General features: G+C 64.6%; 19 protein-coding genes. 5 read left to right on the top strand and 14 right to left on the bottom strand.

The genetic code is table 11. The features are described from left to right. Positions 1-492: 492 nt before the first annotated feature. From AC3A4Z_RS12565 to AC3A4Z_RS12535, 7 genes are all read right to left on the bottom strand, one after another. Entirely contained in the window at positions 493-996 is a 504-nt protein-coding gene (locus AC3A4Z_RS12565; protein ID WP_498711832.1) for a hypothetical protein, read from the bottom strand. Between the two features lie 122 nt (positions 997-1,118). Then, on the bottom strand, positions 1,119-1,385 hold the full coding sequence (locus AC3A4Z_RS12560; RefSeq protein ID WP_493971657.1) for a GlsB/YeaQ/YmgE family stress response membrane protein: 267 nt from the start codon (positions 1,383-1,385) through the stop codon (positions 1,119-1,121). Positions 1,386-1,518: 133 nt separating this feature from the next. Further along, a complete protein-coding gene (locus AC3A4Z_RS12555) occupies positions 1,519-2,352 on the bottom strand; it encodes an aldo/keto reductase (RefSeq protein WP_498711831.1) in 834 nt (277 codons plus the stop codon). A gap of 30 nt (positions 2,353-2,382) precedes the next feature. Beyond that, a complete protein-coding gene (locus tag AC3A4Z_RS12550; RefSeq protein ID WP_498711830.1) occupies positions 2,383-4,935 on the bottom strand; it encodes a rhamnogalacturonan lyase in 2,553 nt (850 codons plus the stop codon). Between the two features lie 216 nt (positions 4,936-5,151). After that, on the bottom strand, positions 5,152-6,180 hold the full coding sequence (locus AC3A4Z_RS12545; RefSeq protein WP_498711829.1) for an NAD-dependent epimerase/dehydratase family protein: 1,029 nt from the start codon (positions 6,178-6,180) through the stop codon (positions 5,152-5,154). Beyond that, a complete protein-coding gene (locus AC3A4Z_RS12540; RefSeq protein ID WP_498711828.1) occupies positions 6,174-7,145 on the bottom strand; it encodes an aldo/keto reductase in 972 nt (323 codons plus the stop codon). Before AC3A4Z_RS12540 ends, AC3A4Z_RS12545 begins: the two co-directional genes overlap by 7 nt. 25 nt (positions 7,146-7,170) lie before the next feature. Next, positions 7,171-7,992 (bottom strand): aldo/keto reductase, encoded by an 822-nt coding sequence (locus AC3A4Z_RS12535; RefSeq protein ID WP_498711827.1) that lies wholly within the window; start codon positions 7,990-7,992, stop codon positions 7,171-7,173. Between the two features lie 220 nt (positions 7,993-8,212). Between AC3A4Z_RS12535 and AC3A4Z_RS12530 the strand changes: the two genes are divergently transcribed. Continuing rightward, on the top strand, positions 8,213-9,118 hold the full coding sequence (locus tag AC3A4Z_RS12530) for a helix-turn-helix domain-containing protein (RefSeq protein WP_498711826.1): 906 nt from the start codon (positions 8,213-8,215) through the stop codon (positions 9,116-9,118). Between the two features lie 132 nt (positions 9,119-9,250). Further along, a complete protein-coding gene (locus AC3A4Z_RS12525) occupies positions 9,251-9,466 on the top strand; it encodes a hypothetical protein (protein WP_050056632.1) in 216 nt (71 codons plus the stop codon). An 84-nt stretch (positions 9,467-9,550) separates the two neighbouring features. On the opposite strand, the gene AC3A4Z_RS12520 is transcribed toward AC3A4Z_RS12525, so the two are convergent. The 6 genes from AC3A4Z_RS12520 to AC3A4Z_RS12495 form a co-directional block, all read right to left on the bottom strand. After that, positions 9,551-9,763, bottom strand: coding sequence for a dodecin (locus AC3A4Z_RS12520; protein ID WP_104043363.1), 213 nt, complete (start codon positions 9,761-9,763; stop codon positions 9,551-9,553). A gap of 83 nt (positions 9,764-9,846) precedes the next feature. Further along, positions 9,847-11,319 (bottom strand): pectate lyase family protein, encoded by a 1,473-nt coding sequence (locus AC3A4Z_RS12515; protein WP_498711825.1) that lies wholly within the window; start codon positions 11,317-11,319, stop codon positions 9,847-9,849. Position 11,320: 1 nt separating this feature from the next. Beyond that, positions 11,321-13,336 (bottom strand): pectinesterase family protein, encoded by a 2,016-nt coding sequence (locus AC3A4Z_RS12510; RefSeq protein ID WP_498711824.1) that lies wholly within the window; start codon positions 13,334-13,336, stop codon positions 11,321-11,323. Between the two features lie 164 nt (positions 13,337-13,500). Continuing rightward, on the bottom strand, positions 13,501-14,397 hold the full coding sequence (locus tag AC3A4Z_RS12505; RefSeq protein ID WP_498711823.1) for a carbohydrate ABC transporter permease: 897 nt from the start codon (positions 14,395-14,397) through the stop codon (positions 13,501-13,503). Between the two features lie 9 nt (positions 14,398-14,406). After that, complete coding sequence (locus AC3A4Z_RS12500) at positions 14,407-15,357, bottom strand: carbohydrate ABC transporter permease (protein WP_498711822.1); 951 nt, start codon at positions 15,355-15,357, stop codon at positions 14,407-14,409. 75 nt (positions 15,358-15,432) lie between these two features. After that, positions 15,433-16,737, bottom strand: a complete 1,305-nt coding sequence (locus tag AC3A4Z_RS12495; protein WP_498711821.1) for an ABC transporter substrate-binding protein — start codon at positions 16,735-16,737, stop codon at positions 15,433-15,435. Positions 16,738-17,049: 312 nt separating this feature from the next. Here AC3A4Z_RS12495 and AC3A4Z_RS12490 point away from each other — a divergent pair, with 312 nt between their 5' ends. From AC3A4Z_RS12490 to AC3A4Z_RS12480, 3 genes are read left to right on the top strand one after another with little or no spacing between them, the layout of a single operon-like run. Continuing rightward, positions 17,050-17,961, top strand: coding sequence for a DUF6807 family protein (locus AC3A4Z_RS12490; RefSeq protein WP_498711820.1), 912 nt, complete (start codon positions 17,050-17,052; stop codon positions 17,959-17,961). A gap of 9 nt (positions 17,962-17,970) precedes the next feature. Further along, positions 17,971-19,548, top strand: a complete 1,578-nt coding sequence (locus AC3A4Z_RS12485) for a glycoside hydrolase family 43 protein (RefSeq protein ID WP_498711819.1) — start codon at positions 17,971-17,973, stop codon at positions 19,546-19,548. A gap of 17 nt (positions 19,549-19,565) precedes the next feature. Then, positions 19,566-20,585, top strand: a complete 1,020-nt coding sequence (locus AC3A4Z_RS12480) for a LacI family DNA-binding transcriptional regulator (RefSeq protein ID WP_498711818.1) — start codon at positions 19,566-19,568, stop codon at positions 20,583-20,585. A gap of 15 nt (positions 20,586-20,600) precedes the next feature. Here AC3A4Z_RS12480 and AC3A4Z_RS12475 read toward each other — a convergent pair whose 3' ends face one another. Continuing rightward, positions 20,601-21,305 carry an FCD domain-containing protein gene (locus AC3A4Z_RS12475; RefSeq protein ID WP_493971673.1) on the bottom strand — a complete coding sequence of 235 codons (705 nt, stop codon included), beginning with the start codon at positions 21,303-21,305 and terminating at the stop codon, positions 20,601-20,603. Positions 21,306-21,338: the final 33 nt, after the last annotated feature.

Genomic DNA, 21,338 nt, shown 5'->3' with positions numbered 1-21,338 from the left:
CAACTACCCAGACCGAATCGGTCCCTACCTCAACCGATAAAGCAACAGCCCTCTTACACAAACAACTTGACAGGCTCCAGCAGGGGTAGCAACCCCGGCCCGCCCGAGCACCACGACGTTACCGCCGTACTGCCCAGGCCGTTCCCCAATGGCTTCCATAGGTCAACTCTGCCAAAGGGCACCGACAAAAGTGGCTGCAACCGAAGCTATGTGGAAAACTCCGAGGCGCCTGGCAACTGCAACGCATGTCCGGCCCAACGAGTTAGTCAGAAAAGAGTCCAGCCCCAGCCAAAACGCCAGCCGGTTCAACCCCAGCCAGGTGGAACGGCGAGTGGTCAAAAGGCCGGCGGTAAAACACCGCTCGGTTAAAACGCCGCCGGCCGCCGCGTCCCCCAAGGATCGCGACGGCCAGCAAAACCATCTAGTTGTAACACATGAGCGGGTCTGGTCCCTTGTCACAGGGGGAATGCCGCGTCATGAGCAGGCGAATACTTACGGTTTGGACTGCGCGTCACCGCTGGAAGTATCCAGGTTGAGCGTTTCCGGGTGCGTGCTGTGCGCCGGGATGTGGCTGTCGTCAAGGTCAGCGGCCGAGGCAGGAGTGCCTGATGCCGAAGCCGTGCCTGCCGTAGAGGACGTTCCAGTGGTGCCGGCGGTACCCGACGTGCCAAGCCCGCTTGAGGTGCCGGCAGGAGCACCCGCTGTAGTGCCGCCGTCGAACGTTGAAGGCTTGCTATCGCCGGACGAGCCGTCGCGGTGCATTGCGGAACCGATCACGGTGCCTGCACGCCGGGCCGCTTCAGTCAGCTGATCCGCAACCTCGGGGGCCTTTTCCTTGATGGCCTCGGTGGCAACGGTCACCTTGTCCTGGACAGGCTTGCTGTCCCAGATTCCGGCCGCCCGTGCCTTCAGCTTGTCGTAGGCCGCCCGGCCGGAGCGCGAGCCGAGAACGTACCCGGCGGCGATTCCGACGCCCAAAAGAAGTTTGTTTTTCATGATGAACTCCTGCTCCTTGAGAAGGTTTTCAGTTCCGGCCCAGGAGAAACCAAGAGGCCGGGAAAGGGAAAACCGGCCCAGGGATGGTGTCCCCAGGCCGGTTTCCCTGGCTTGCGCTCCGCTTAGCGGCGCGCGCCGCGGTTCGTGACCAGACCGTAGACCAGCAGCACGATGAGTGCGCCGCCGATAGCCAGCAGCCACGTCTGCAGGGAGAAGAACTCCTGCAGTCCGCTGCCGAAGATCATTCCGCCGATCCAGCCGCCGAGGAGTGCTCCAACGACGCCCAGGACGAGGGTGATGACCCAGCCGCCACCCTGCCTGCCCGGGAGGATCGCCTTAGCGATCGCACCAGCAATAAGTCCGAGAATCAGAAATGCAATAAATCCCATTTTTCGTTCCTCTTCCTAAGTAAAGGAGGCCTCCGGATCCCGGAAGCACTTCATCCTTCTGCCTCAATAGTAATCATGCTTACTATCTCTTTGCCAACCCCGAAGATAACAAAAAGCGCAGTTCAGGCCCGTTTCAGTGCCCGGTTACATCGGAATCATTGCCTGCTTCAGGACCCTCGTCGAGGATAGCCAATTCCGCGAGATCCTGCGGATCCAAGGCGAAATCGAAGATGTCCAGGTTCTCCCTCATCCGCTCCGGATTGGCCGTCTTCGGAATCGTTACAAGTCCGTGCTGAATATGCCACCGGAGGACCAGTTGGCCGGGTGTTTTTCCATGTTTTTCGGCCAGTTGGGACAGGATGGGAGCGTCCAGCAAGCTTGCTCCGGATCCACCCAGCGGGCTGTAGGACTCGGTGACGATTCCGTGCTTTTCGTGGAACTCCCGCTCTGCCGTCCGGGTAATGGCCGGGCTGAGCTGGATCTGGTTCACCGCCGGCACCACGCCGGTTTCGGCCATCAGCCGCTCGAGGTGGGCCTGCTTGAAGTTGGAAACACCGATGGAACGCGCCTTGCCCTCCGACTGCAGCCGCTCGAAGGTCTTCCACGTGGACACGTAATCATCGCGCTGGGGGAGCGGCCAATGGATCAGCAGCAGGTCCACGTAGTCCAGCCCCAGCCGCTCCAGCGCGCCGTCCAGCCCCTCAATGGCGCGGTCATTGCCCTGAAACTGCCCGTCCAGCTTGGTGGTGATGAACAGTTCCGCACGGTCCACGCCGCTGGCCCGGACACCGTTCCCCACGCCGCGTTCGTTACCGTACTTCACGGCTGTATCGATGTGCCGGTACCCGGCTTCCACGGCTTGTACGACGGCGGTCGCCGCCTGATCGTCGTCCAGCGGCCAGGTGCCGAGGCCCAGTTGAGGGATGGAGTAACCGTCATTGAGTTTGATCAGCGGTGCAAGTGTCATTTCAACAGTCTCTCCCTTATTGAGGTAAACCTACCCCTCAAACGCCCGCAGAATATTTTCGGCGTTGTACGTCAGTGACACGCGGGCGGTGTCGGACACCTTGTCCGGGCCCTTCTGCTGGCCCAGGAAGTCCACGAAGCGCTTCAGCGCCTGCGCTGCCTTACCGGCGTCGCCCTCCTCAACGGCTCTCGCTGCCTGCTGCACGCTCGCCGTCAACTGGCTGCCCACCGGCCCTGCCACGTCCCCGGACTCCACCAGGTCCTCCAGTACGTGCTGCAGCGCCTTCACGCTTCCGGGCAGCCACGCGGCCCGCAGGGGAACATCGGCGAAGTCCATGTCGGAGGCGAAGTAGAAGTCCGTGTACGCAGGCTGGTTGTAGGCGGTGTTCTGCCGCGCAACCTCCGCACGGTACTGCGGATCATGCATGAGGGTGTAGAGCTTGTGGTTGGTCACCTCGGTGCTGAGGTACATCCGCAGCGCGGAACTGTCAGCCGTCCGCACCAGCAGTTCCTCGCGCCAGTCACCCACCACGTCCGCCACCAGGCTGGGGTTGCCCTTGGTGCCGTTGTTGGTGCGGGTATCAGTGGCAGTGAGGAGCCGGCCGCGCTTCCAGTCATCGATGCTGGGCGTCTGCTCGCCGGAACCGTTAACGATCTGCGTGGTCATGTCCGCGGCCCACCTGATGCTCATGTTGGTTCCGGGAGCGGACGAGGAGAGCTTGTCACCGTCGGCGGACTGCATGCCGATCGCCCAGTTCTCGATGCCCGGAACTGCGGGGTCGACGTCGCCGATCATGCCGCGGCCGGTGTCCTTGCCGGAGTAGGCGCCGAAGAGGACCTCGCCGGTGGCTGCGTCGCGCATGGCGTAGCCATAGGGGGCGTATGTGCCGCCCTCGTGCACGGTGAAGATTTCCTTGCCGGGGCGGGCCGGGTCGATGTCCGTGACGTGCATGGCGTCGCCGTGGCCCAGCCGCGCTTCGTCGCCGGGTGCGGCGCTGCCGGCCGGCAGGGTGTCGAACGAGCTGTACAGCAGGGACCCGTCGTCGTCGATGGTGGCCGAGCCGTAGACGATCTCCTGCTTGCCGTCGCCGTCCACATCAGAGGCACTCAGGGAATGGAAGCCCTGGGTGGTGAGCCTGCCGAACTCCGGATCGGTGCCGTCGCGGCCGTGCGGGCTGTCGTTGAACGGGTTGGTCATAGGGGTCCAGCCGGAATCGATATTCCAGACCGGCGAGAGGTTGGATCCGTCCCAGGTGTAGGCAGCAAGTGTGCTGCGGGTGTAGTAGCCGCGGGCGAAGACCGCCGCCGGCTTTTTGCCGTCCAGGTAGGCGACGCCGGCAAGGAACCGGTCCACACGGTTGCCCGGTTCGATGCGGGCCATGGCGTAATCGCCCCACATCAGTCCGTCGTCGTGCCGGCCCGGCTCGTAGGCAACCGTCTTCAGCTCCTTGCCCGTGGCGCCTTCGAACACCGTGAGGTACTCGGGGCCGGAGACGATAAATCCTTCAAAGGCGCGCAGGTTGTTCCGGGCGCTGCGCGACGGGGCGTAGACGTCCATGAAGTAGTCGGTCAGGGCTTCGGCGTCGGCCTGGGACAGCGGGTACTGGTACTTGGCCGCAATGCCGAAGGCTTCCTCCAGGGTTGCGGGCCAGTGGCCGGCTTTGACCTCCGGGTGCTCGGTCCAGCCCTGGAAGGTCTTCACCATGTGCTGGTAGTAGTCCGCGGCGCTCATCCGGTAGTCGTCCGAGTTTGAGTAGCCCGCGCTGATGTCGGACTTCAGCAGGGAAATGAAGTTCTCCGAGGCAACACTGCCGTCGGCGTTGAAGTTGGTGGACTTGGTCCCCGGGGCGGTCTTCATCATCATCTCGGCGCGGCCGTCGCCGTCGAAATCGTTGACCAGCAGCTGGGTATAGTGTGCGCCCGAGCGGATGTTGACGCCCAGGTCGATCCGGTGGAGCAGTGTCCCGTCAGCTTTATAGGTGTCCACGTAGGTGTTGCCGGTGTAGCCCACCTGGGAGACGTCCTTGGAGTTGTTGGGGTCCCATTTGACGACGAATTCGTACTGGCCATCGCCGTCCACGTCGCCGATGGAGGCATCGTTGGCGGCGTAGGTGTAGGCCTGGCCGGCGGGGGTTACGCCGTCGGCCGGCTTCTTCAGCGGGATGTCCTTGAAGTTGCCGCCCCAGGACGTGGCGGTCGCGCTGAGGTCCACTTCAACGCCGCCGACGACGGCACGCACCTGGTACTCGGACGTTGCGGTTCCAGCAGGGTCCTGGAAATTGGTGCTGTCCGTGACCGTCGCCAGTTTCTGCCCGTCCCGGTAGACGTTGAAGTCCGTGCCGGTGAGGCCGGTGCTTGAGGACCCGGTGGCTTCGTAGCCGAGCAGGCGCCAGCTCAGGAACACTCCTTCTGACGTTTTGGCGGCCACCAGTCCGCGGTCCAGGTGGTCGAGCTGTACGCCGGCGGCACCGGCCTTGGGGGAGGGGCCGACGGCGGTAGCCGGGGCTGCGAGGCAGCCGAAAGTAAGGGCTGCGCCGAGGGCGGCGACGGAGAGAAGGCGCGCGGGTTTATGCCCTGGATTCATCGGTGAATCCTTTCAATTTTAGAACGGGAAAACGCTTCCCCAGTAACGTAGTGGGAGGACTTGGGAGAAAACAAGCCTTGCGCCACCGCCGGAAAGACGGTATGTAGAACGTTGTAGATCCGATCCCTCGAGCGGCCGCGCGTTCGATGAAATCGCAAAAAGCCGCCGTGGAGCCAGCAGGACAGGCTCCACGGCAGGCTGCGATCCAGCGGTCGTTTAGGCGCCCCGGCCCGCCCAGCCGGTCAGTCGGTTGCTCAAAGCCATGAACTGCTGGTCCACCACCTGGAGACCGGGGTTGGCGTCGTGCCACTCCACGATTTCGCGGGCGCCGTCAGCAAACGGGATCGTTGCGCAGTAATCCGGCACCAGGGACTTGATTTTGGTGTTGTCGAAAATGACCGAATGCGAGCGGTCGCCCAGGAGGTTCGGTCCCAGCTCTTCGCTGTGCGCGGCGATGGTCTCCGAGGCTACGTGGACCAGTTCCGGTTCCGGAACCCCCGCTGCCCGGGCAAACAGCTGGTAGATCTGGTTCCAGGGCAGATACTCGTCAGAGGTGATGGTGTAGCTCTCGCCCACCGCCTGCGGAAGGCCCAGCAGCCCGACGAAGGCCTTGGCGAAGTCCCGGCTGTGGGTCAGCGTCCAGAGCGAGGTGCCGTCGCCGTGCACCATGACCGGCAATCCGGCGCGCATGCGGTGGATGTCCGTCCAGCCGCCCACCATCGCAATCTTGGTGCGGTCATAGGTATGGGAAGGGCGAACCACGGTCAGCGGGAAGTCCTGCTCACGGTAGGCCTGGAACAGCAGCTCCTCGCAGGAGATCTTGTCCCGCGAATACTGCCAGAACGGATTCTTCAGCGGCGTGGATTCCCTGATGGGCAGCCGCGTTGGCGGCTTCTGGTAGGCGGAGGCGGAACTGATGAAGACGTACTGCCCGGTCCGGCCGGTGAACAGGTCCAGGCTTGCCTTGGCCTGGTCGGGGGTATAGGTGATGAAGTCGGCAACGGAGTCGAACTCCCGGCCCGCCAGCGTTTCCCGGACGGCCGAAGCGTCCCGGACGTCTGCGGACAGGGTTTCCACCCCTTCCGGGACCGGCCGGCTGGACCGGCCCCGGTTGAGGATTGTCAGCCGGTGGCCCAGCGCGACGGCGCGTTCTGCAGCCGCCGCGCTGATGACCCCGGTGCCGCCGATGAAAAGGATGCTTTTCGGCGCGACCGTATCGGCCTCGCGAACGAGTGGGTTCACCACGCGTAGTCTTCCGGTGCCGTCCTGTGCCCGGGGAAGATGTCATCGAGCCGCTTGAGGGCGTCGGCGTCGAGCGTGACGTCCAGTGCCCGGATTGCGGCGTCGAGCTGCTCCTGGGTGCGCGGCCCCACAATGGGTGCTGTGACGGCGGGCTGGTGCAGCAGCCAGGCGAGGGCGATGTCGCCGGGCTCCTGGCCCAGTTCATCGGCAAAGTCCTCGTACTGCTGGATCTGGTCCCGGTGCTTCTTGAGCGTTTCGGCGGCGCGCCCCTCACTCCGCCGGACGCCCTGCTGCTCCTTCTTCAGCACGCCGCCCAGGAGCCCGCCCTGCAGCGGGGACCAGGGGATGAGGCCCAGTCCGTACTGCTGGGAGGCCGGGATAACCTCGAGCTCAACCTGGCGCATGAACAGGTTGTAGATGGATTGTTCGCTGACCAGGCCTGTGTAGTTCCGCCGGCGGGCAGCTTCCTGGGCCTGGGCGATGTGCCACCCGGCGAAGTTGCTGCTTCCCGAGTACAGGATCTTGCCCTGTTGCACTGCGACCTCAATGGCCTGCCAGATCTCGTCCCAGGGCGTGTCCCGGTCAATGTGGTGGAACTGGTAGACGTCGATGTAGTCCGTCTGCAGCCGCTTCAGGCTCGCATCCAGGGCGCGGCGGATGTTCAGCGCGGACAGCTTTGATTCGTTGGGCCGGTCCGTCATGGTTCCGTAAAGCTTGGTGGCCAGAACGGTGTGCTCGCGGCGCTCCCCGCCCTTGGCGAACCAGCGGCCGATGATTTCTTCGGTCCAGCCGCGGTGCCCGGCGCCGCCGTACACGTTGGCGGTATCGAAGAAGTTGATGCCGTTATTGCGCGCCGAGTCCATGATGCTGTGGGCATCGGCCTCCTCCGTCTGCGGCCCGAAGTTCATGGTGCCCAGGCAGAGCCGTGAGACCTTCAGGCCTGAGCGGCCAAGGTGGGTGTACTGCATGGTTGGATCCTTTGGTTGGCTATTGCTACATCTGGGTGAAGGAGGCGACGGCGGGATCGGAGCCCAGCCGGGCGCCCGACTCGAGGGCTGTGATGGCCGCGAGCTCCTCACTGGACAGCGTGAGGGCTGAGGCGGCGAAGTTCTCCCGGATCCGCGAGGCCTGGCTGGACTTGGGGATCACGATGTTCCCGGCGGCCAGGTGCCAGGCGAGGACCACCTGGGCGGTGGTGGCGTTGTGGGCGTTGGCGATGCTGGTTACGGCATTGCCGTTCAGGTCCGCGCCCCTGCCCAAGGGACTGTAAGCCTCGACGGCGATGCCCAGGCTCCTGCACTTGTCCGCCAGTTCCGCCTGCTGGTAGCTGGGGTGCAGTTCGATCTGGTTCACAGCCGGAACAATTTGCGCGGACTCCAGCAGCTTGTCCAGGTGCTCGGCGAGGAAGTTGGACACACCAATGGCCCGGATCTCGTTGTTTTCGTACAGACGCTCCATCTCCTTCCAGGCCTGGACATACAGCCCCTGGGACGGGACCGGCCAGTGGATGAGGTACAGGTCCACGTAGTCAAGACCGAGGGCTTTGCGGCTGTTCTGGAAGGCCGCCTGCGCCCGGTCCTGTTCGCCGTTCCGGAGCTTGGTGGTGACGAAGATGTCCTCGCGGGCAATGCCGGCAGCCGCGATGGCTGCTCCCACGCCGGCCTCGTTACGGTAGGCGGCGGCCGTATCGATGTGGCGGTATCCGGCCTCGAGGGCGTCCTCCACGGCCCGCTGGGTGTCCTCCGGCGGTACCTGGAAAACACCGAAGCCCAGTTGGGGGATGGTGATGCCGTTGTTCAGTGTCAGCTCTGACATGGATGGCTCCTTGAAAAGTGCGGGGTGCGGGGGTGCCGTTGGCTCGACCGAGAGAAAGCGCTTTCCGCTTGGCTCGCTATTGAGCCTAGGCACTTTTGGCCGCCCTGTCAGCAACCAAGGCTGATCTTGTCTTTCCTAGGACTGCCAGTCCTACCTTCGTTGTAGATAGCCGGCGGTTAGTGGTGGAACCTGGTGGGCCGCGGGGGCCACAATGGTCTGCATGGGTCAAAGCGCCGAGTTCGGAAAATTCCTCAAAGCCATGCGGTCCCGGCTGAGTCCGGAGGACATCGGAGCCGGTCCTGCCTCCGGTGCCCGGAGGGTGCCCGGATTGCGGCGCGAGGAGGTGGCCCGGCTGGCCGGGGTCAGCACGGACTACTACGTGCGGCTGGAACAGGGCCGGAACATCCATCCTTCGCGCACGGTACTGGACTCGGTGTCCCGGGCGCTGCGGCTCAGTAGCAGCGAGCATGCGCACATGATGGACCTGCTGGAGAACTGCGCAGCGTCGCCACGGTCCGCCGGGCAGCCGGCGCAGGGGGTCCGCCCCGCATTGCGCCATCTTCTGGAAGCTGTGGGGGACGTTCCGGCGATGGTGCTGGGGCGCCGCAGCGATGTCCTGGCAGGAAACAGGCTGGCCTTCGAGCTCTTCACCGATTTCCCTGCCCTGCCGGCGGCGGAACGGAACCTGACGCGCTGGCTCATTCTCGACCCCGCTGCCCGGGAGTTGTTCCGCGACTGGAAGACGGTGGCCGCGGAAGCCGCAGGAGCGCTCCGGCTCGATGTTGGCCGGCACCCGAATGACGCGCAGGCCAACCATCTCGTGGGCGAACTCGCGGTCCACAGCGAACACTTCCGGCAATGGTGGGCGGGACACCGGGTGGCCAGCCGGTCGGCCGGGACCGTCCGCCTGCACCACCCCGCCGTCGGGGACCTCGAACTGAACTTCGAAAGCCTTGTCCTCCCGGACGATCCCGACCAGACGCTGCGGATTTACTCCGCCCGGCCCGGCTCGCCGTCGTCGGATGCCCTCGCCTTGCTGGGCAGCCTGGCCGCCGCTACCGAGGCCCCGCAGCCGGAAAATATCCCGGAGGACGCACCTGCCGCCGTGGCCGAAAGCGGCGAATAACTCCTTGCCCCGGAGAGGCGCTGTACATTTGGCCAGCTCCGCGCGCTGATTCTGGCCAGGAGCCCATTGGGAAGCTGCTGCGGCCTTCCTAGGCTGGAAGCACGAACTGCTTACCCAAGGATGGTCTCAACGATGAAACGCATCGCACTGCTCAAGGAACGCCAGGCCTCGCCCGCCGGCACTCCCTCCACCGCCACCGGCTCACACTGCCCCGTGTCCGGTCTTTGGAGCCCTGACCAGGACCCGCACACCGTGCTGTCCTTCTTCGAAGGCCACGTGTTTCCAGCGTTCGACGGCGTCCCCACCGTGTGGCGGCGCCGTACAGCGGGCACGGTCTCGGCTAACTAGGTCCTGCTTAAACACCGACTGACCCGCAGCTAACGTCCCCGTTTCGGGTTTCGCGACGTTAACTGCGGGTCAGTTGTGGTTGGACTAGTGCTCTTCGAGCCGGAAGCCGAGCTTGATGGTCACCTGCCAGTCAGCGATCTTGCCCTCTTCCAGGTGCCCCCGGATTTCCTTCACTTCGAACCAGTCAAGGTTGCGCAGTGTCTGGGAGGCCTTGGCGATACCGTTGCGGACGGCGTCGTCCACTCCCTGATCCGACGTGCCGACAATTTCAGAAATGCTGTACGTGTGGTTGGACAACTTCGCTCCTCGTGATTGCCTTGGGGCTCCCGGTTGCGGGCCGTTCTTGAAGACTAGTAGCACTTCAAGAAGGTTGGCCAGCCTTATCCCGATGTTCCGTTGAGAACCGTCACGTTGGTGTAGGCCACATTTCTGCCGGTGGTGCGCAGGACGTTGCCGCCCTGCGGGGTGTCTGACGTGACCGTCAGATCCTTGACCGTGGCCTGGTCGGCAGCCACGAGCAGGGTGACGCCCTCGCTGTTGGTCAGCACCACGTCGTCGGCATTTCCGGTGGCTCCCGCCAGGGTGACGTTGCGCCTGTCTCCCCACAGCACGGCGGGCTCGCGGTACGTTCCCGGCTGGATCAGCACCGTGACAGGCCCCGGATTGTTGGCCGGAATAGCACCCACCGCTGCCCGGATGCTTGCGTAATCCCCGGTGCCGTCCAGCGCCACGGTGACGATGCGTGCGGCCGCAGGTTCCGTCCCGGCCAGGGGCCCGGCAAAGCGGCGGACCAGCGCAGGCACCGCCGCTGTTGGCGTGAGCTCGTAGCCGTATGCTGCCGAGGGATCGAAGGCGGGGCCGCGTTCCTGGCCGGTGTTGCCGGTGCAGGCCTCAAAAATATTGTCCCGCGCCACCAGTTCACCGCCCGCACCCTGATGGTGGAGCGGATTCCGGACGTCCCGGAAGTAGTTGCCTTCCACTACCAGCAGGGCAGCGTTGCGCCCCAGCATCCCGTAGCTGGAGATGTCCTCCAGGTAGTTGTTATAGACATGAGACGCCGCGGTGTTGTCCAGGCTGGCATTGCGCTGGTGCGTGTTCCGGATCCAGTTGTGGTGCAGGGTGAGACGGGTGACCACGTTCGAGGTCCATCCTTCGCCCAGCGCCTTGTTGTGGTCCGAGAAGACGTTCCAGGACAGGGTGACGTTGTCGCAGTCCTTCCGGATGTCCACCAGGCCGTCGCCCAGCCGGGTGAAGTGCATGTGGTCCACCCAGACGTGCGTGGAGGTGTCCATCTGGATGCCGTCCCGATCGTTATCGGGGCGTTTTCCCTCGAAGTCGCCCGGAATATAGGAATCCCGCACGGTGAAGTTCCGGAACACCACGTTGGAGACGTTGACCAGCTTGAACCCGGCATTCACCACCGATGTTCCAACGCCTGCCCCCAGGAAGGATTTGTTGGAAGTGACCGCCAGCTTCTCGTACTGCGCGAAGACCAGTTCGCCGTGCAGGATCACCACCAGCGGCTCAGGGCTCTTGGCATAGGTCCGGAGCTGGTCCGGTGTCGTTGCATGGACCAGCGCCCCTCCTGCCCCGCCGGCAGCGCCTTGGCGGCCATGCGCTGGGACGCCGGCGAAGCCGGTCGGGGCCGCGGCCCAGGCGTTCCCGCCGAGAGCCTGGCCCACTGGAAGCCCGGCTTCGGCGAAGCCGTTGAAGCCGACGGCGGTATCCAGTCCCACGGGTCCCGCGGCCTTCGCAGCCGGGCCCAGCAGGCCGGATGCAACCACAGTGCCAGCCGTCAGGCCCGCCGCAAGGAGGCTCCGCCGTCGGACCTTCATTCCCGATGCTTCAGCCATTTCAACCACGCCCTGCCGGGGTCCAGTCGCCGAGGAAGGATTCCACGGTGAACCTGGCAGCCTCTTCCGGGCTGAGCTGCGGGTGGAACTCATTGACGTAGGCCCCCGGGCCGGTGTTGTTGAATTCAGCGAACCTGCCCTCGGTCCAGGCGTGTCCGCTCATGTCGGCCCAGCCGCGGACGGCAATATGGTTGCCAAGGACTGAGTCCCGGATGACGGCCATCGGGTGGGCCTCCGGATCACTGCTGGCGAACCAGGGGCGTCCCAGGCTGACGGTGCCCGGGGCGGCATCGGAGGTCAGGGTGCTGTCCACTATGAGGATGCCGTACGGGTTGGAGTTCTTGGTGCTCGGGGCCACGATGTAGCCGTTGTTGGTGTCGCTGCCGCGGTTCAGGGAATGGATGGTGCAGCCGTCCAGGACAGCCGTTCCCCGGCCGTAGATGAAGTCAACGTCGCCTTCGATATAGCAGTTCTTCAGGTAGGTGCGGGCGATGGCGTCGCGGCCAGTGGTGTCTGCCAGGTAGGTGTCCTGGTTGCCCAGGAAGCGGGTACTATCGAACGTTACCCTGTCCGCCACGGTGCGTACGGCGAGGGCCTGGCTTCCTCCGTTGGCGGCCTCGTCATAGGCGTTTTCGACGGTGAGGTTGCGGATGGTGGTTCCTTCGGCGAGGACGTTGAGGGTGGCGCTGCCGCCCGCGCCCCAGGTGCCGCCGAAGAATTTCACGCCGTTGGCCGGCAGGTCGTAGCTGATGACGACGTCGGCCGGGTTGGCTGTTGCACCCTGGATGGTGAGGTTGGGCCGGTCCGCCCAGATGTTCACCGATTCGCGGTAGGTGCCGGGTTTGACGGTGATGGTGCGGGGGAGCGTGCTTCCGCTGGGGATGGAGCCGATCGCGGCCTGCAGGCTGCCGAAGTCACCGGTGCCGTCCAGGGCAACGGTGATGCTGGTGGTGTTGTTGGGGGCGTTGTTCTCCCGTGGGCCTGAACCGGCGGCAACTATCTCCGGAACGCGGGCTGCGTCGTCCTTCTGGTAGGCGTAGTTCTGCGACGGGTCAAAGGCGGCCCCCACGTTGTCCTTCCGGCCGCGGGTGCCGTTGAAGAGGTTGTCCCGGTTGACAACCTCGGTGGCAGGATCCTTGGCCACAATGGGGTCCTGGACGGCGCTGAAGCTGTTGCCTTCCAGGACCACCTTGGCGGCGTTGCGGCCCATCATGCCGTACTGGCCGATGTCCTGCAGGTAGTTGTTGTACACGTGTGCCGCGGCGGTGTTGTCCAGGCTGAAGTTCCGCTGGGTGGTGTTGCGGATCCAGTTGTGGTGGATGGTCATGCGGGTTACGGCGTTGGAAGTCCAGCCCACGCCCAGGGCCTTGTTGTTGTCCGCGAAAACGTTCCAGGAGTAGGTGACCAGGTCCGAGTCCTTGCGGGTGTCAATCAGGCCGTCGCCCATGCGCTGGATCTTCATGTGGTCCACCCAGACGTGGTGCGTGGTGTCCAGCTGGATGCCGTCGCGGTCGTTCTGCGGGGTCTTGCCGTCCCAGTCACCCGGGACATAGGCGTCGCGGATGGTGAAGTTCCGGAAGATAACGTTGGAGGTGTTGATGAGCTTGAAGCCGGCGTTAACCACTTCCGCGCCCGCGCCCGTGCCGATGAAGCTCTTGTGGGCGGCCACCTGGATCTTGATGTAGTCCGTGGCTTTCAGGCTGCCGTTGATGAAGATGACCAGGGGGTCGGGTGCCGCGGCATACTCCTTGAGCTCCTCGATGGTGGATGCGGTGACAATCCGGCCTGCCTGCCCGCCTGTGGTTCCGGCCAGGCCGTAGCCGGGCAGCGCCGCGAAGCCGTCCGGGGTTTGTTTCCACAGCGCTTCCGGGGCGGCATCAGCGGCCGGTGGGAGGGTTGCTGGCAGGACGTTTTGTTGTTGCAGGGCGGGCGGGGCAGCGATGGCGGCTGGAACCGCTGTCAGGCTTCCCAAGAGGGCGACGGCGGTGGCCGCGCCGAGAAGGCGTCGCAAACTCATACAAAAACTCCTTTGTTTTGTGCCCGGGCAGCCTCCGGCCCGGGCACGTGCCATGAGGGATGGTTGATGTGCTGATGATGCGTGCGGAGATGGTTCCGGCTGCGGTTCAGTCCGTTGCCGGTTCGGGCTGCCCTGCTTCAGGCCCGCCCGGGATCAGGCCTGTGCTACTTCAGGCCTGTGGTCGCAATGCCGCTAATGAGGTACTTCTGGCCGGCGATGAAGAAGCCGATGATGGGAGCAATGGACACCACCGACATGGCGAACATTGGACCCCACATGCTCTGGCCTTCGGAGTCCATAAATGCCCGCAGCGCCAGGGGAACGGTGTAGAGGTCCTGGTTCTGGATGTAGAGCAGGGGACCGAAAAACTCGTTCCAGGTGGAGATGAACGTGAAGATGGCGGTGGTGGCCATCGCCGGTACGCATAGCGGCAGGATGACCCGCAGGAAGGTCCGGAAGGGCCCGCAGCCGTCGATTTGCGCGGCGTCGTCGAGCTCCTTGGGCAGGGCCTTCATGAACTGGACCATCAGGAAAATAAAGAACGCGTTGGTGGCCATGAAGTTGGGAACGATCAGCGGCAGGTAGGTGTCCAGCCAGCCGAGCTGCGAAAAGATGATGTACTGCGGCACCAGGAGCACGTGGCCGGGGAGCATGAGGGTTCCCAGCATCAGCGCGAAGAACAGCTTCCGGCCGGTGAACTCCATCCGGGCGAAGGCGTAGGCGGCCAGGGCACAGGAGAAGATGTTGCCCACGATCGAAAACACCACCACGATCAGTGAGTTGATCAGGTACACATGAAAGGGCTGGTCCAGGGCGGTCCAGCCCTGGGCGTAGTTGCTGAAGTCCCAGTTTTCGGGCCACAGCCCAAGCTGCCGGAAGATGTCATTACTGGGCTTGAACGAGCTTGAGATCAGCCACAGCAGCGGGTAGAGCATCACCAGCCCAACCAGGCACAGGATGAGGTGCCGGGAGAAGCGGGTGCCCGTGGTGCCCGTCAGGGCATCCTCTGCAGGCGTATCCTTCTTCTGCTTGTTTTTGAGGGGTAGTTCGAGGAGAGCCATAGCGGTGCCTTAATTGTCGTAGAAGACCCAGAACTTGGATGCGATGAAGTTGATGGCAGTAAAAACCGCGATGATCATCAGGAGCAGCCACGCCATGGCGGAGGCATAGCCCATCTCGAACTCCGTGAAGCCCTTTTGGTACAGGTACAGGTTGTAGAACAGGGTGGAATCCGCCGGCCCACCGGTGCCGCCGCTCATCACATAGCCCTGGGTGAAGGTCTGGAAAGACCCGATCAGCTGCATGATGAGGTTGAAGAAGATGATGGGGCTGATCAGGGGCAGGGTGATGCTGCGGAACTGGCGCCACCGCGACGCGCCGTCAATGGCAGCGGCCTCGTAATACATGGTAGGGACCTGCCGGAGCCCTGCCAGGAAAATCACCATCGGCGAGCCGAAAGTCCACACGTTCAGGACGATCAGGGTCCCCAGGGCGAATTCCGGGTCGGTGACCCAGGCGGGGCCCTGGATTCCCAGGAGGCCCAGGAAACCGTTGACAATGCCTTCGTTGCCGAAGATGTAGCGCCACAGCATCACGATTGCCACACTGCCGCCCAGCAGGGACGGCAGGTAGTACACGGAGCGGTAGATCGCCAGGCCCTGGAGGCCGCGGTTCAGCACCAGCGCTATCAGCAGGGCCACCGCCAGCGAGATGGGAACTGACACGAACGTGTAGATAAACGTGACTTTCAGGGACTGCAGGAGGCGCGGATCCTCGAACATGGCCTGGAAGTTGGCCAGACCCACAAAGTTCGGCTCCGTGAAGAGGTTGTAGTCCGTGAACGCCAGGTAGAGCGAAGCGAAGAACGGGATGATCGTGAACAGCATCCCGATAAACCACGGCAACAGGAAGAGGTAGCCCGAACGCTGGTTCTTGCGTTTGAGGCGTGCCCGGCCGGGTTTCCCCCCCGGCCCAACCAAGGTGGCGGCCGCGCCCGGGGCTTGCTTTGTCAGCACTGACATGGGGCCAGGCTCCTATCGTCGGATCTGCCGGTGTTGGATGTGGCGGCTTCGGATTCTGGCAAGAGGGCGGGGCGCCTACTTGTTGATCGCCGCATTGCTCTTCTCAAGGAAGGTCTTCGCTGCATCAGCCGGGGTGACACGGCCGAATTCCACCTCGGTGGCCAGTTGCTTGAGGGTGTCCGCCACAACGCTGGCACCCTTGGGATACACGTAGGCGGGGGCGAGGTCGTCCTTCTGGATGTCGGCCATCAGGTCAACGAACTTTTTGTCGTCTTCGCTGAGTTTGGAGGTGATGGACCCGGCTACCTCGGGGTTGACCGGAACGCCGCGCTGCGTCAGCGTGTGGGCGGCGCCGTCGGCGTCGTTGGTCAGGAAATCCAGGAGCTTGGCAGCCTCCTTGGGATGCTTGGACTTGGCGGCAATGGACCACAGCATGGTGGGGTCGGCAGAGTAGCCGCGGCGCTCGCCGGAGGTCTCGCCGGGGATACGCAGCAGCACCACTTCTCCCTCAACAGCATCGTTGTAGCCCTTGTAGTTGTTGATTGGGATGATCTGTGAGGCCACCGTGCCCTTGGCCAGGTAGGACTGGGCGGGGGAACCGCCAATCTGTTCGAAGAAGCCGGCCGGGGGGTAGCCGCCGGCGTTGCGCAGGTCAACGCTGTACTGGAACCAGTCGCGGATGGTCTCCTCGCTGACGCCCAGCTTGTTGTCCTTGGTGTAGAAATCCTCGCCACGCTGCCTGGCAAGCATGATGGGTCCGGTTTCGGTGGACACGTCGTAACCGGCGCCGTAGACCTTGCCGCCGGTCTTCTGCGTCACCTCGGTGGCGAACTTCGCGTAGTCTTCCCAGCTCCAGGTCTCGTCGTCCGGGATGGTGACGCCGGCCTGGTCGGTGATGGTCTTGTTGACCACCATGCCAATGGTGGTGACGCCGGTGGCAAGGCCATAGAGCTTGCCGTCCACTTCGCCGCGGCTCAGCACCGTGTCCGGGACGTTGCCGAGGTCCAGTTCCTTCAGGCTCTTCAGATCCGCCAGGGTGCCGCGCTGGGCGTACTCCAGGAGGCTGCGGTTGGCCATGGCCAGCACGTCTGGCGGGTTTCCGCCGGCGAACCGGGTGGCCAGCTTGTCCGCGTAGGGGCCGCTGTCCTGGTATTCGGTTTTCACCTTGATGCCGGGGTTTTTCTCCTCGAAGATCCGCAGCGCCTCCTCGGTCACCTTGGCACGGTTGGCGTCTCCCCAGAAGACGAAGTTGAGCTCCACGTCGCCGCCGGCCGACGGGGTTGCACCTCCTCCGCAGCCGCTCAACGCAAGCCCTGCAGCCGTGATGGCTGCGCCCAGGACCAGCCTGCGGGAGATGGGAGTACTGACTGTCTTCATCATTGAATGACGCCTCTCTAAAGGGGGGTTTCCACCACCCAAAAGGTAGTGGGTTTCTAGGCTAAGAACTCGGAAAGTTTCTGTTGGCTATGGGGCATCCACTGGCTCCGCGAAGACGAGGGTTCAATGCGGCAGCCCCCGTGGAGCTAAGCTCGGTAAACGATTTCTAGCAAGAAAACGCTGTGACTGTCAACACATATTTGGAAACCTGAGGAAGGTCGGAGATCGGAAAGTTTCTTTAGCTATTGCCGTTCCATTTCGGATCTGCGTATGCTGATGCCCACATCCTGGAACTGCCCCTCACGGGAGGCCTGCTTGTCCATTCCCATCGATACCCCTGTTGCGGCACGTGGCTTTGCGTGGCAAGAGCATCTGCTTGCCACGCACAACACCGCACTGCAGCAACCCGCGAGCTTGTCGCCGCGGCCCTATCTCCACCCTTTGCGGTCAAAGGCGGGGACAGTCGTCACCGACGCCGAACCCGCAGACCACCCGCACCACCTGGGGCTGTCCGTCGCGTTTTCCGACGTCAACGGAACTAATTTCTGGGGCGGGTCCACCTACACGGCAGCCAACGGCCCGATGCTTTTGCCTAACCACGGAAAGCAAGTGCCGCACGGTTGGCAGTCCCCATCGCAGGAAGGCGGCGAGGAACACAGCGAGGAAGAAACAGGCCTGGTCTCCTGGCTCGCCGCCGACGGCCGGGAACTGGCCGCCGAACAACGCCGCGTCCGGTATTTCCGCAGCACCGGCCCCTCGGCCTGGGCCCTTTCACTGTCCTCGGTGATTGTCCCGGCGGCGGACGTACAGCGGCTGGAGGTGTCGTCGTCGGCCGTGAAAGGACGGAAAGGTGCGGGCTACGGCGGCATTTTCTGGCGCTTTCCGGAGAGTGCCGGCCAGGCGCAGGTCCTGTCGGAGGCAGGGACCGGCGCGGGTGCCGCCCACGGTTCCGGCTCGCGCTGGCTGTCCATCGGCATGCACATCAATGGTGCACCCGTGACAGTGCTCCTCGCCCAGGATGCCGGCCGCATTCTGCCCTGGTTCGTCCGGGCTGATGGCTACCTTGGGGCCGGACCGGCGGTGGCGTGGGGCAAACCCGCCGCCGCGGACCACCACAACCCCCTGAAGCTCGCCCTGCACGCCGTCATCCACGATGGGCCCGTGCCGACGGCCGCGCATGCTCTTGAACTCCTGAACCAGCATCCCCTCATGCCCCGGCTCTCCTGACAGGACACCATGACCACCCGGATCCCCGCCCCTGTTTACAGCAACCCCATCCTTAACGCCGACTGGCCGGACCCCGACGCCGTGCAGGTCAACGGCGTCTACTACTTCATTGCCTCCAGTTTCAACCGCGTACCCGGGCTGCCGGTCCTGCGCTCCCGGAACCTGGTGGACTGGGAGCACATCGGCCATGCGCTGACCGAACTGCCGCAGGCCAGCCACTATTCACTGGTGCGGCACGGCAGCGGCGTGTGGGCACCGGCGCTGCGCCACCACGAGGGGCGCTTTTGGATTTTCTACCCGGACCCGGACCACGGCATCTTCGTGTTGAGCGCCGAAAAGGCCGAGGGGCCGTGGACGGAGCCGCACCTGCTCTACGCCGGCCGCGGTCTTATCGATCCTTGCCCTTTGTGGGACGAGGACGGCCAGGCGTACCTGGTGCATGGCTGGGCCCAGAGCCGGATCGGGGTCAAGAACCGGCTGACGGTCCACCGCATGAGCCCGGATGCCAGCAGGCTCCTCGACAATGGAACCCACGTGATCAACGGGGCTGACCTGCCCGGTTACACCACCCTGGAGGGACCGAAGTTCTACAAGCGCGACGGCTGGTACTGGATCTTTGCTCCGGCCGGTGGGGTGGCAACGGGCTGGCAGTCTGTGTTCCGCTCAAGGTCCCCGTTCGGGCCGTATGAGGAGCGGCGCGTCCTGGAGCAGGGGAGCAGTGAGGTGAACGGTCCGCACCAAGGCGCGTGGGTGACCACCCCCCGCGGCGAGGACTGGTTCCTGCATTTCCAGGACCGCGGGCCGTACGGCCGCGTGGTGCATCTGCAGCCCATGGGGTGGACCGGGGACGGCTGGCCCTGGATGGGCGAGCGGGGTCCCGACGGCGGACCGGGCACTCCGGTGGCCGCGCATCCGTACCCTTTGGGTACTTTTGCCCAGGACATGGCACCGCCCGCCAGCGACGATTTCTCCTCGCCGCGGCTCGGGCCCCAGTGGCACTGGCAGGCGAACCCGCAGGAAGACTGGGCGCACCAGTGCGGGGGCGGGCACCTGGTCCTGAAGCCCAAGGCCAACGATCCCGTGAACCTGCGCGAGCTGCCCAACGTACTGGGGCAGATCCTGCCGGGCACGCCGTCCACCTTCACCACCTCCATTGAGTTGCAGGACGTGCCGGTGGGAACCCGGGCGGGAGTGGTGGTGCTCGGCCTGGAATACGCCTGGCTCGGCATCATTCGGACAGCCGAGGGCTACGTCCTGGGCGACGGCACCGGGGGCGAGGGGCCGCATGAGCAGCGGCTGGGGCGGAGGCTTGGGTTGCCGGGTCCCCGGATAGAGCTGCAGATCCGCACCGACGGAACACCCCGCTCCACGTTCGCCTGGCGTTCAGGACCGGGGGAGCCCTGGGAGGTCCAGGGCTGGAACTTCGAGGTGGCCAAGGGCCAGTGGATCGGCGCCGAGCTGGGCCTTTTCGCCGCGTCTCCACTGGGTTCGGAAGAAGGCGGCAATGTTATCGTGGGACCCGTGCGCGTGGATGTTTCGCCCCCGCGCCGTACAGCCACCCCGCAACTCGCCGCCGCAACCACATGACCCCGAGGACTGCCCCCGTGACCGCCACCCCGCGTCCCAAGATTGCTGACGTCGCGGCCGCGGCCGGTGTCTCCGTACCCACCGTCTCCAAGGTGCTCAACGGCCGGACCCACGTCTCGGACGCCACCCGTGCCAGGGTGCAGCAGGCCCTGGAGGAGCTGGACTACTCCAAGCGTGCGGCGGCGCCCGCCCAGCCGGGCTTCCTGCAGCTGGTCGTCAACAACTTCGATTCGCCCTGGGTCCTGGAAACCATGGCGGGTGTGGAGGCGGCCGCAGACCGGCTGGGATACGCGGTGGCGTACGCCCGCGCAGAACACTCGACGGCGGAGCGCTGGCGCAAACTGCGGGAGCCGTCAGTGAACCGGCTCGACGGCGTGCTGCTGCTGGCGCCCCGGACGGGCTCCCGGCTGGTCACCATGGTGCGGGCCCTGAAGATTCCCGCCGTCGCCATCGACCCGGAAGGAACCGAAGGCCTGGCAGTTCCCAGCGTCAGCCCGGCGTCGTTCTCCGGAGCCCTCGCCGCGGTGGGCCACCTGCTGGGGCAGGGCCACCGGCGGATCGGCATCATTACCGGCCGAAAGCACAGCGCCGGACATGGCCGTGCACGTTATGCCGCCTATGCCGCAGCACTGCATGAAGCCGGGTTGCCGGTCCTGCCCGAGCTGGTGCAGGACGGGGATTTCAGTATCGAGTCGGGGATGCGGCTGGGCGGAGAACTGCTTGACCTGCCGCAGCCGCCCACAGCGATCTTCACTGGCAGCGACCTTCAGGCTCTTGGTGTGATGAACGCGGCGGCCCAGCGCTCGCTGCGTGTCCCGCAAGACCTCAGCATCGTGGGCTTTGACGACATTGCCCAGGCCGCCCTGACGTCCCCGCCGTTGACCACTGTCCGCCAGCCGCTGGCACAATTGGCCTCGATGGCGGTGGGGATGCTGACCGAACAGCAGGACCAGCCTGCCTCCGGTACGCCGACGGCCCTGGAAGTGGCCACGGAGCTGGTGGTCCGCGGGACCACCGCCGCGCCGCAGCAGCCCTGACTCCAGGCGCGGGGGCTACTTCGCCTCGAGCACCAGGTTCTTGAGGTCGTCCAGGGTCTGCTGCATGTGCGCGTCCATCGCTTCGCGGGAACGTGCGGGGTCCCGGGATTCGAGGGCTTCAGCGATGTTCTGGTGATGCCCGATGGCGTGCTCCTGAATCTGGGGCACGGCCGAAGTTTCCGTGCGCCGCTTCTCCAGCACGCGATGGAGCGGCTCGAACAAAACGGCTACAAAAACATTCTCTGAGGCATGCAGGATCAGGTCGTGAAAAGCCAGGTCGGCTTCCACAAATGCGGCGACGTCGTTCACCTCGTGGGCGGCGCGCATGGCGGCCACATGGCCGAAAAGCGTCTGGATGCCGCTGTCGCTGATGCGTCCCGCCGCCAGTTCGCAGGCGCCCGTTTCCAGCATCCGCCGGAGCTCGATGAGCTGGACGGAGGCTTCGGCTTCGTTTTTTCCCTCTGACGCTGCGCGCAGCACCGCTTCCAGGGATGCCCACCGGTTGAGCGGGTTGACGAACGTGCCGCGGCCGCGCTCCACGCTGAGGATGTGCTGCGCCTCGAGGGTTTTCATGGCTTCGCGGACGGTCATGCGGCTGACTTCGTGCCGGGCGCTGAGTTCGTGCTCTCCGGGGACCAGTGAGCCCGGCGGGAATTCGCCTGCAATGATGCGGTCCAGGAGCTCATCGGCCACCTGCCCTACCAGCGACTTCCTTGCCATGCTGCTGCCCCCACTACCTCTTGCGGATATGTC

Source organism: Arthrobacter sp. Soil_C_49 (assembly GCF_057656635.1).
The sequence above is the reverse complement of the archived record's forward strand: the minus strand, read 5'-3'. Positions and strand labels throughout refer to the sequence as shown.

Excerpts from the sequence above, each read along its gene's own strand:
- AC3A4Z_RS12565 (WP_498711832.1), bottom strand. The coding sequence starts at position 996 with ATGAAAAACAAACTTCTTTTGGGCGTCGGAATCGCCGCCGGGTACGTT.
- AC3A4Z_RS12505 (WP_498711823.1), bottom strand. The coding sequence starts at position 14,397 with ATGGCTCTCCTCGAACTACCCCTCAAAAACAAGCAGAAGAAGGATACG.
- AC3A4Z_RS12555 (WP_498711831.1), bottom strand. The coding sequence starts at position 2,352 with ATGACACTTGCACCGCTGATCAAACTCAATGACGGTTACTCCATCCCT.
- AC3A4Z_RS12540 (WP_498711828.1), bottom strand. The coding sequence starts at position 7,145 with ATGCAGTACACCCACCTTGGCCGCTCAGGCCTGAAGGTCTCACGGCTC.
- AC3A4Z_RS12525 (WP_050056632.1), top strand. The coding sequence starts at position 9,251 with ATGAAACGCATCGCACTGCTCAAGGAACGCCAGGCCTCGCCCGCCGGC.
- AC3A4Z_RS12560 (WP_493971657.1), bottom strand. The coding sequence starts at position 1,385 with ATGGGATTTATTGCATTTCTGATTCTCGGACTTATTGCTGGTGCGATC.
- AC3A4Z_RS12485 (WP_498711819.1), top strand. The coding sequence starts at position 17,971 with ATGACCACCCGGATCCCCGCCCCTGTTTACAGCAACCCCATCCTTAAC.
- AC3A4Z_RS12495 (WP_498711821.1), bottom strand. The coding sequence starts at position 16,737 with ATGATGAAGACAGTCAGTACTCCCATCTCCCGCAGGCTGGTCCTGGGC.
- AC3A4Z_RS12510 (WP_498711824.1), bottom strand. The coding sequence starts at position 13,336 with ATGAGTTTGCGACGCCTTCTCGGCGCGGCCACCGCCGTCGCCCTCTTG.
- AC3A4Z_RS12550 (WP_498711830.1), bottom strand. The coding sequence starts at position 4,935 with ATGAATCCAGGGCATAAACCCGCGCGCCTTCTCTCCGTCGCCGCCCTC.
- AC3A4Z_RS12500 (WP_498711822.1), bottom strand. The coding sequence starts at position 15,357 with ATGTCAGTGCTGACAAAGCAAGCCCCGGGCGCGGCCGCCACCTTGGTT.
- AC3A4Z_RS12530 (WP_498711826.1), top strand. The coding sequence starts at position 8,213 with ATGGGTCAAAGCGCCGAGTTCGGAAAATTCCTCAAAGCCATGCGGTCC.
- AC3A4Z_RS12475 (WP_493971673.1), bottom strand. The coding sequence starts at position 21,305 with ATGGCAAGGAAGTCGCTGGTAGGGCAGGTGGCCGATGAGCTCCTGGAC.
- AC3A4Z_RS12535 (WP_498711827.1), bottom strand. The coding sequence starts at position 7,992 with ATGTCAGAGCTGACACTGAACAACGGCATCACCATCCCCCAACTGGGC.
- AC3A4Z_RS12515 (WP_498711825.1), bottom strand. The coding sequence starts at position 11,319 with ATGGCTGAAGCATCGGGAATGAAGGTCCGACGGCGGAGCCTCCTTGCG.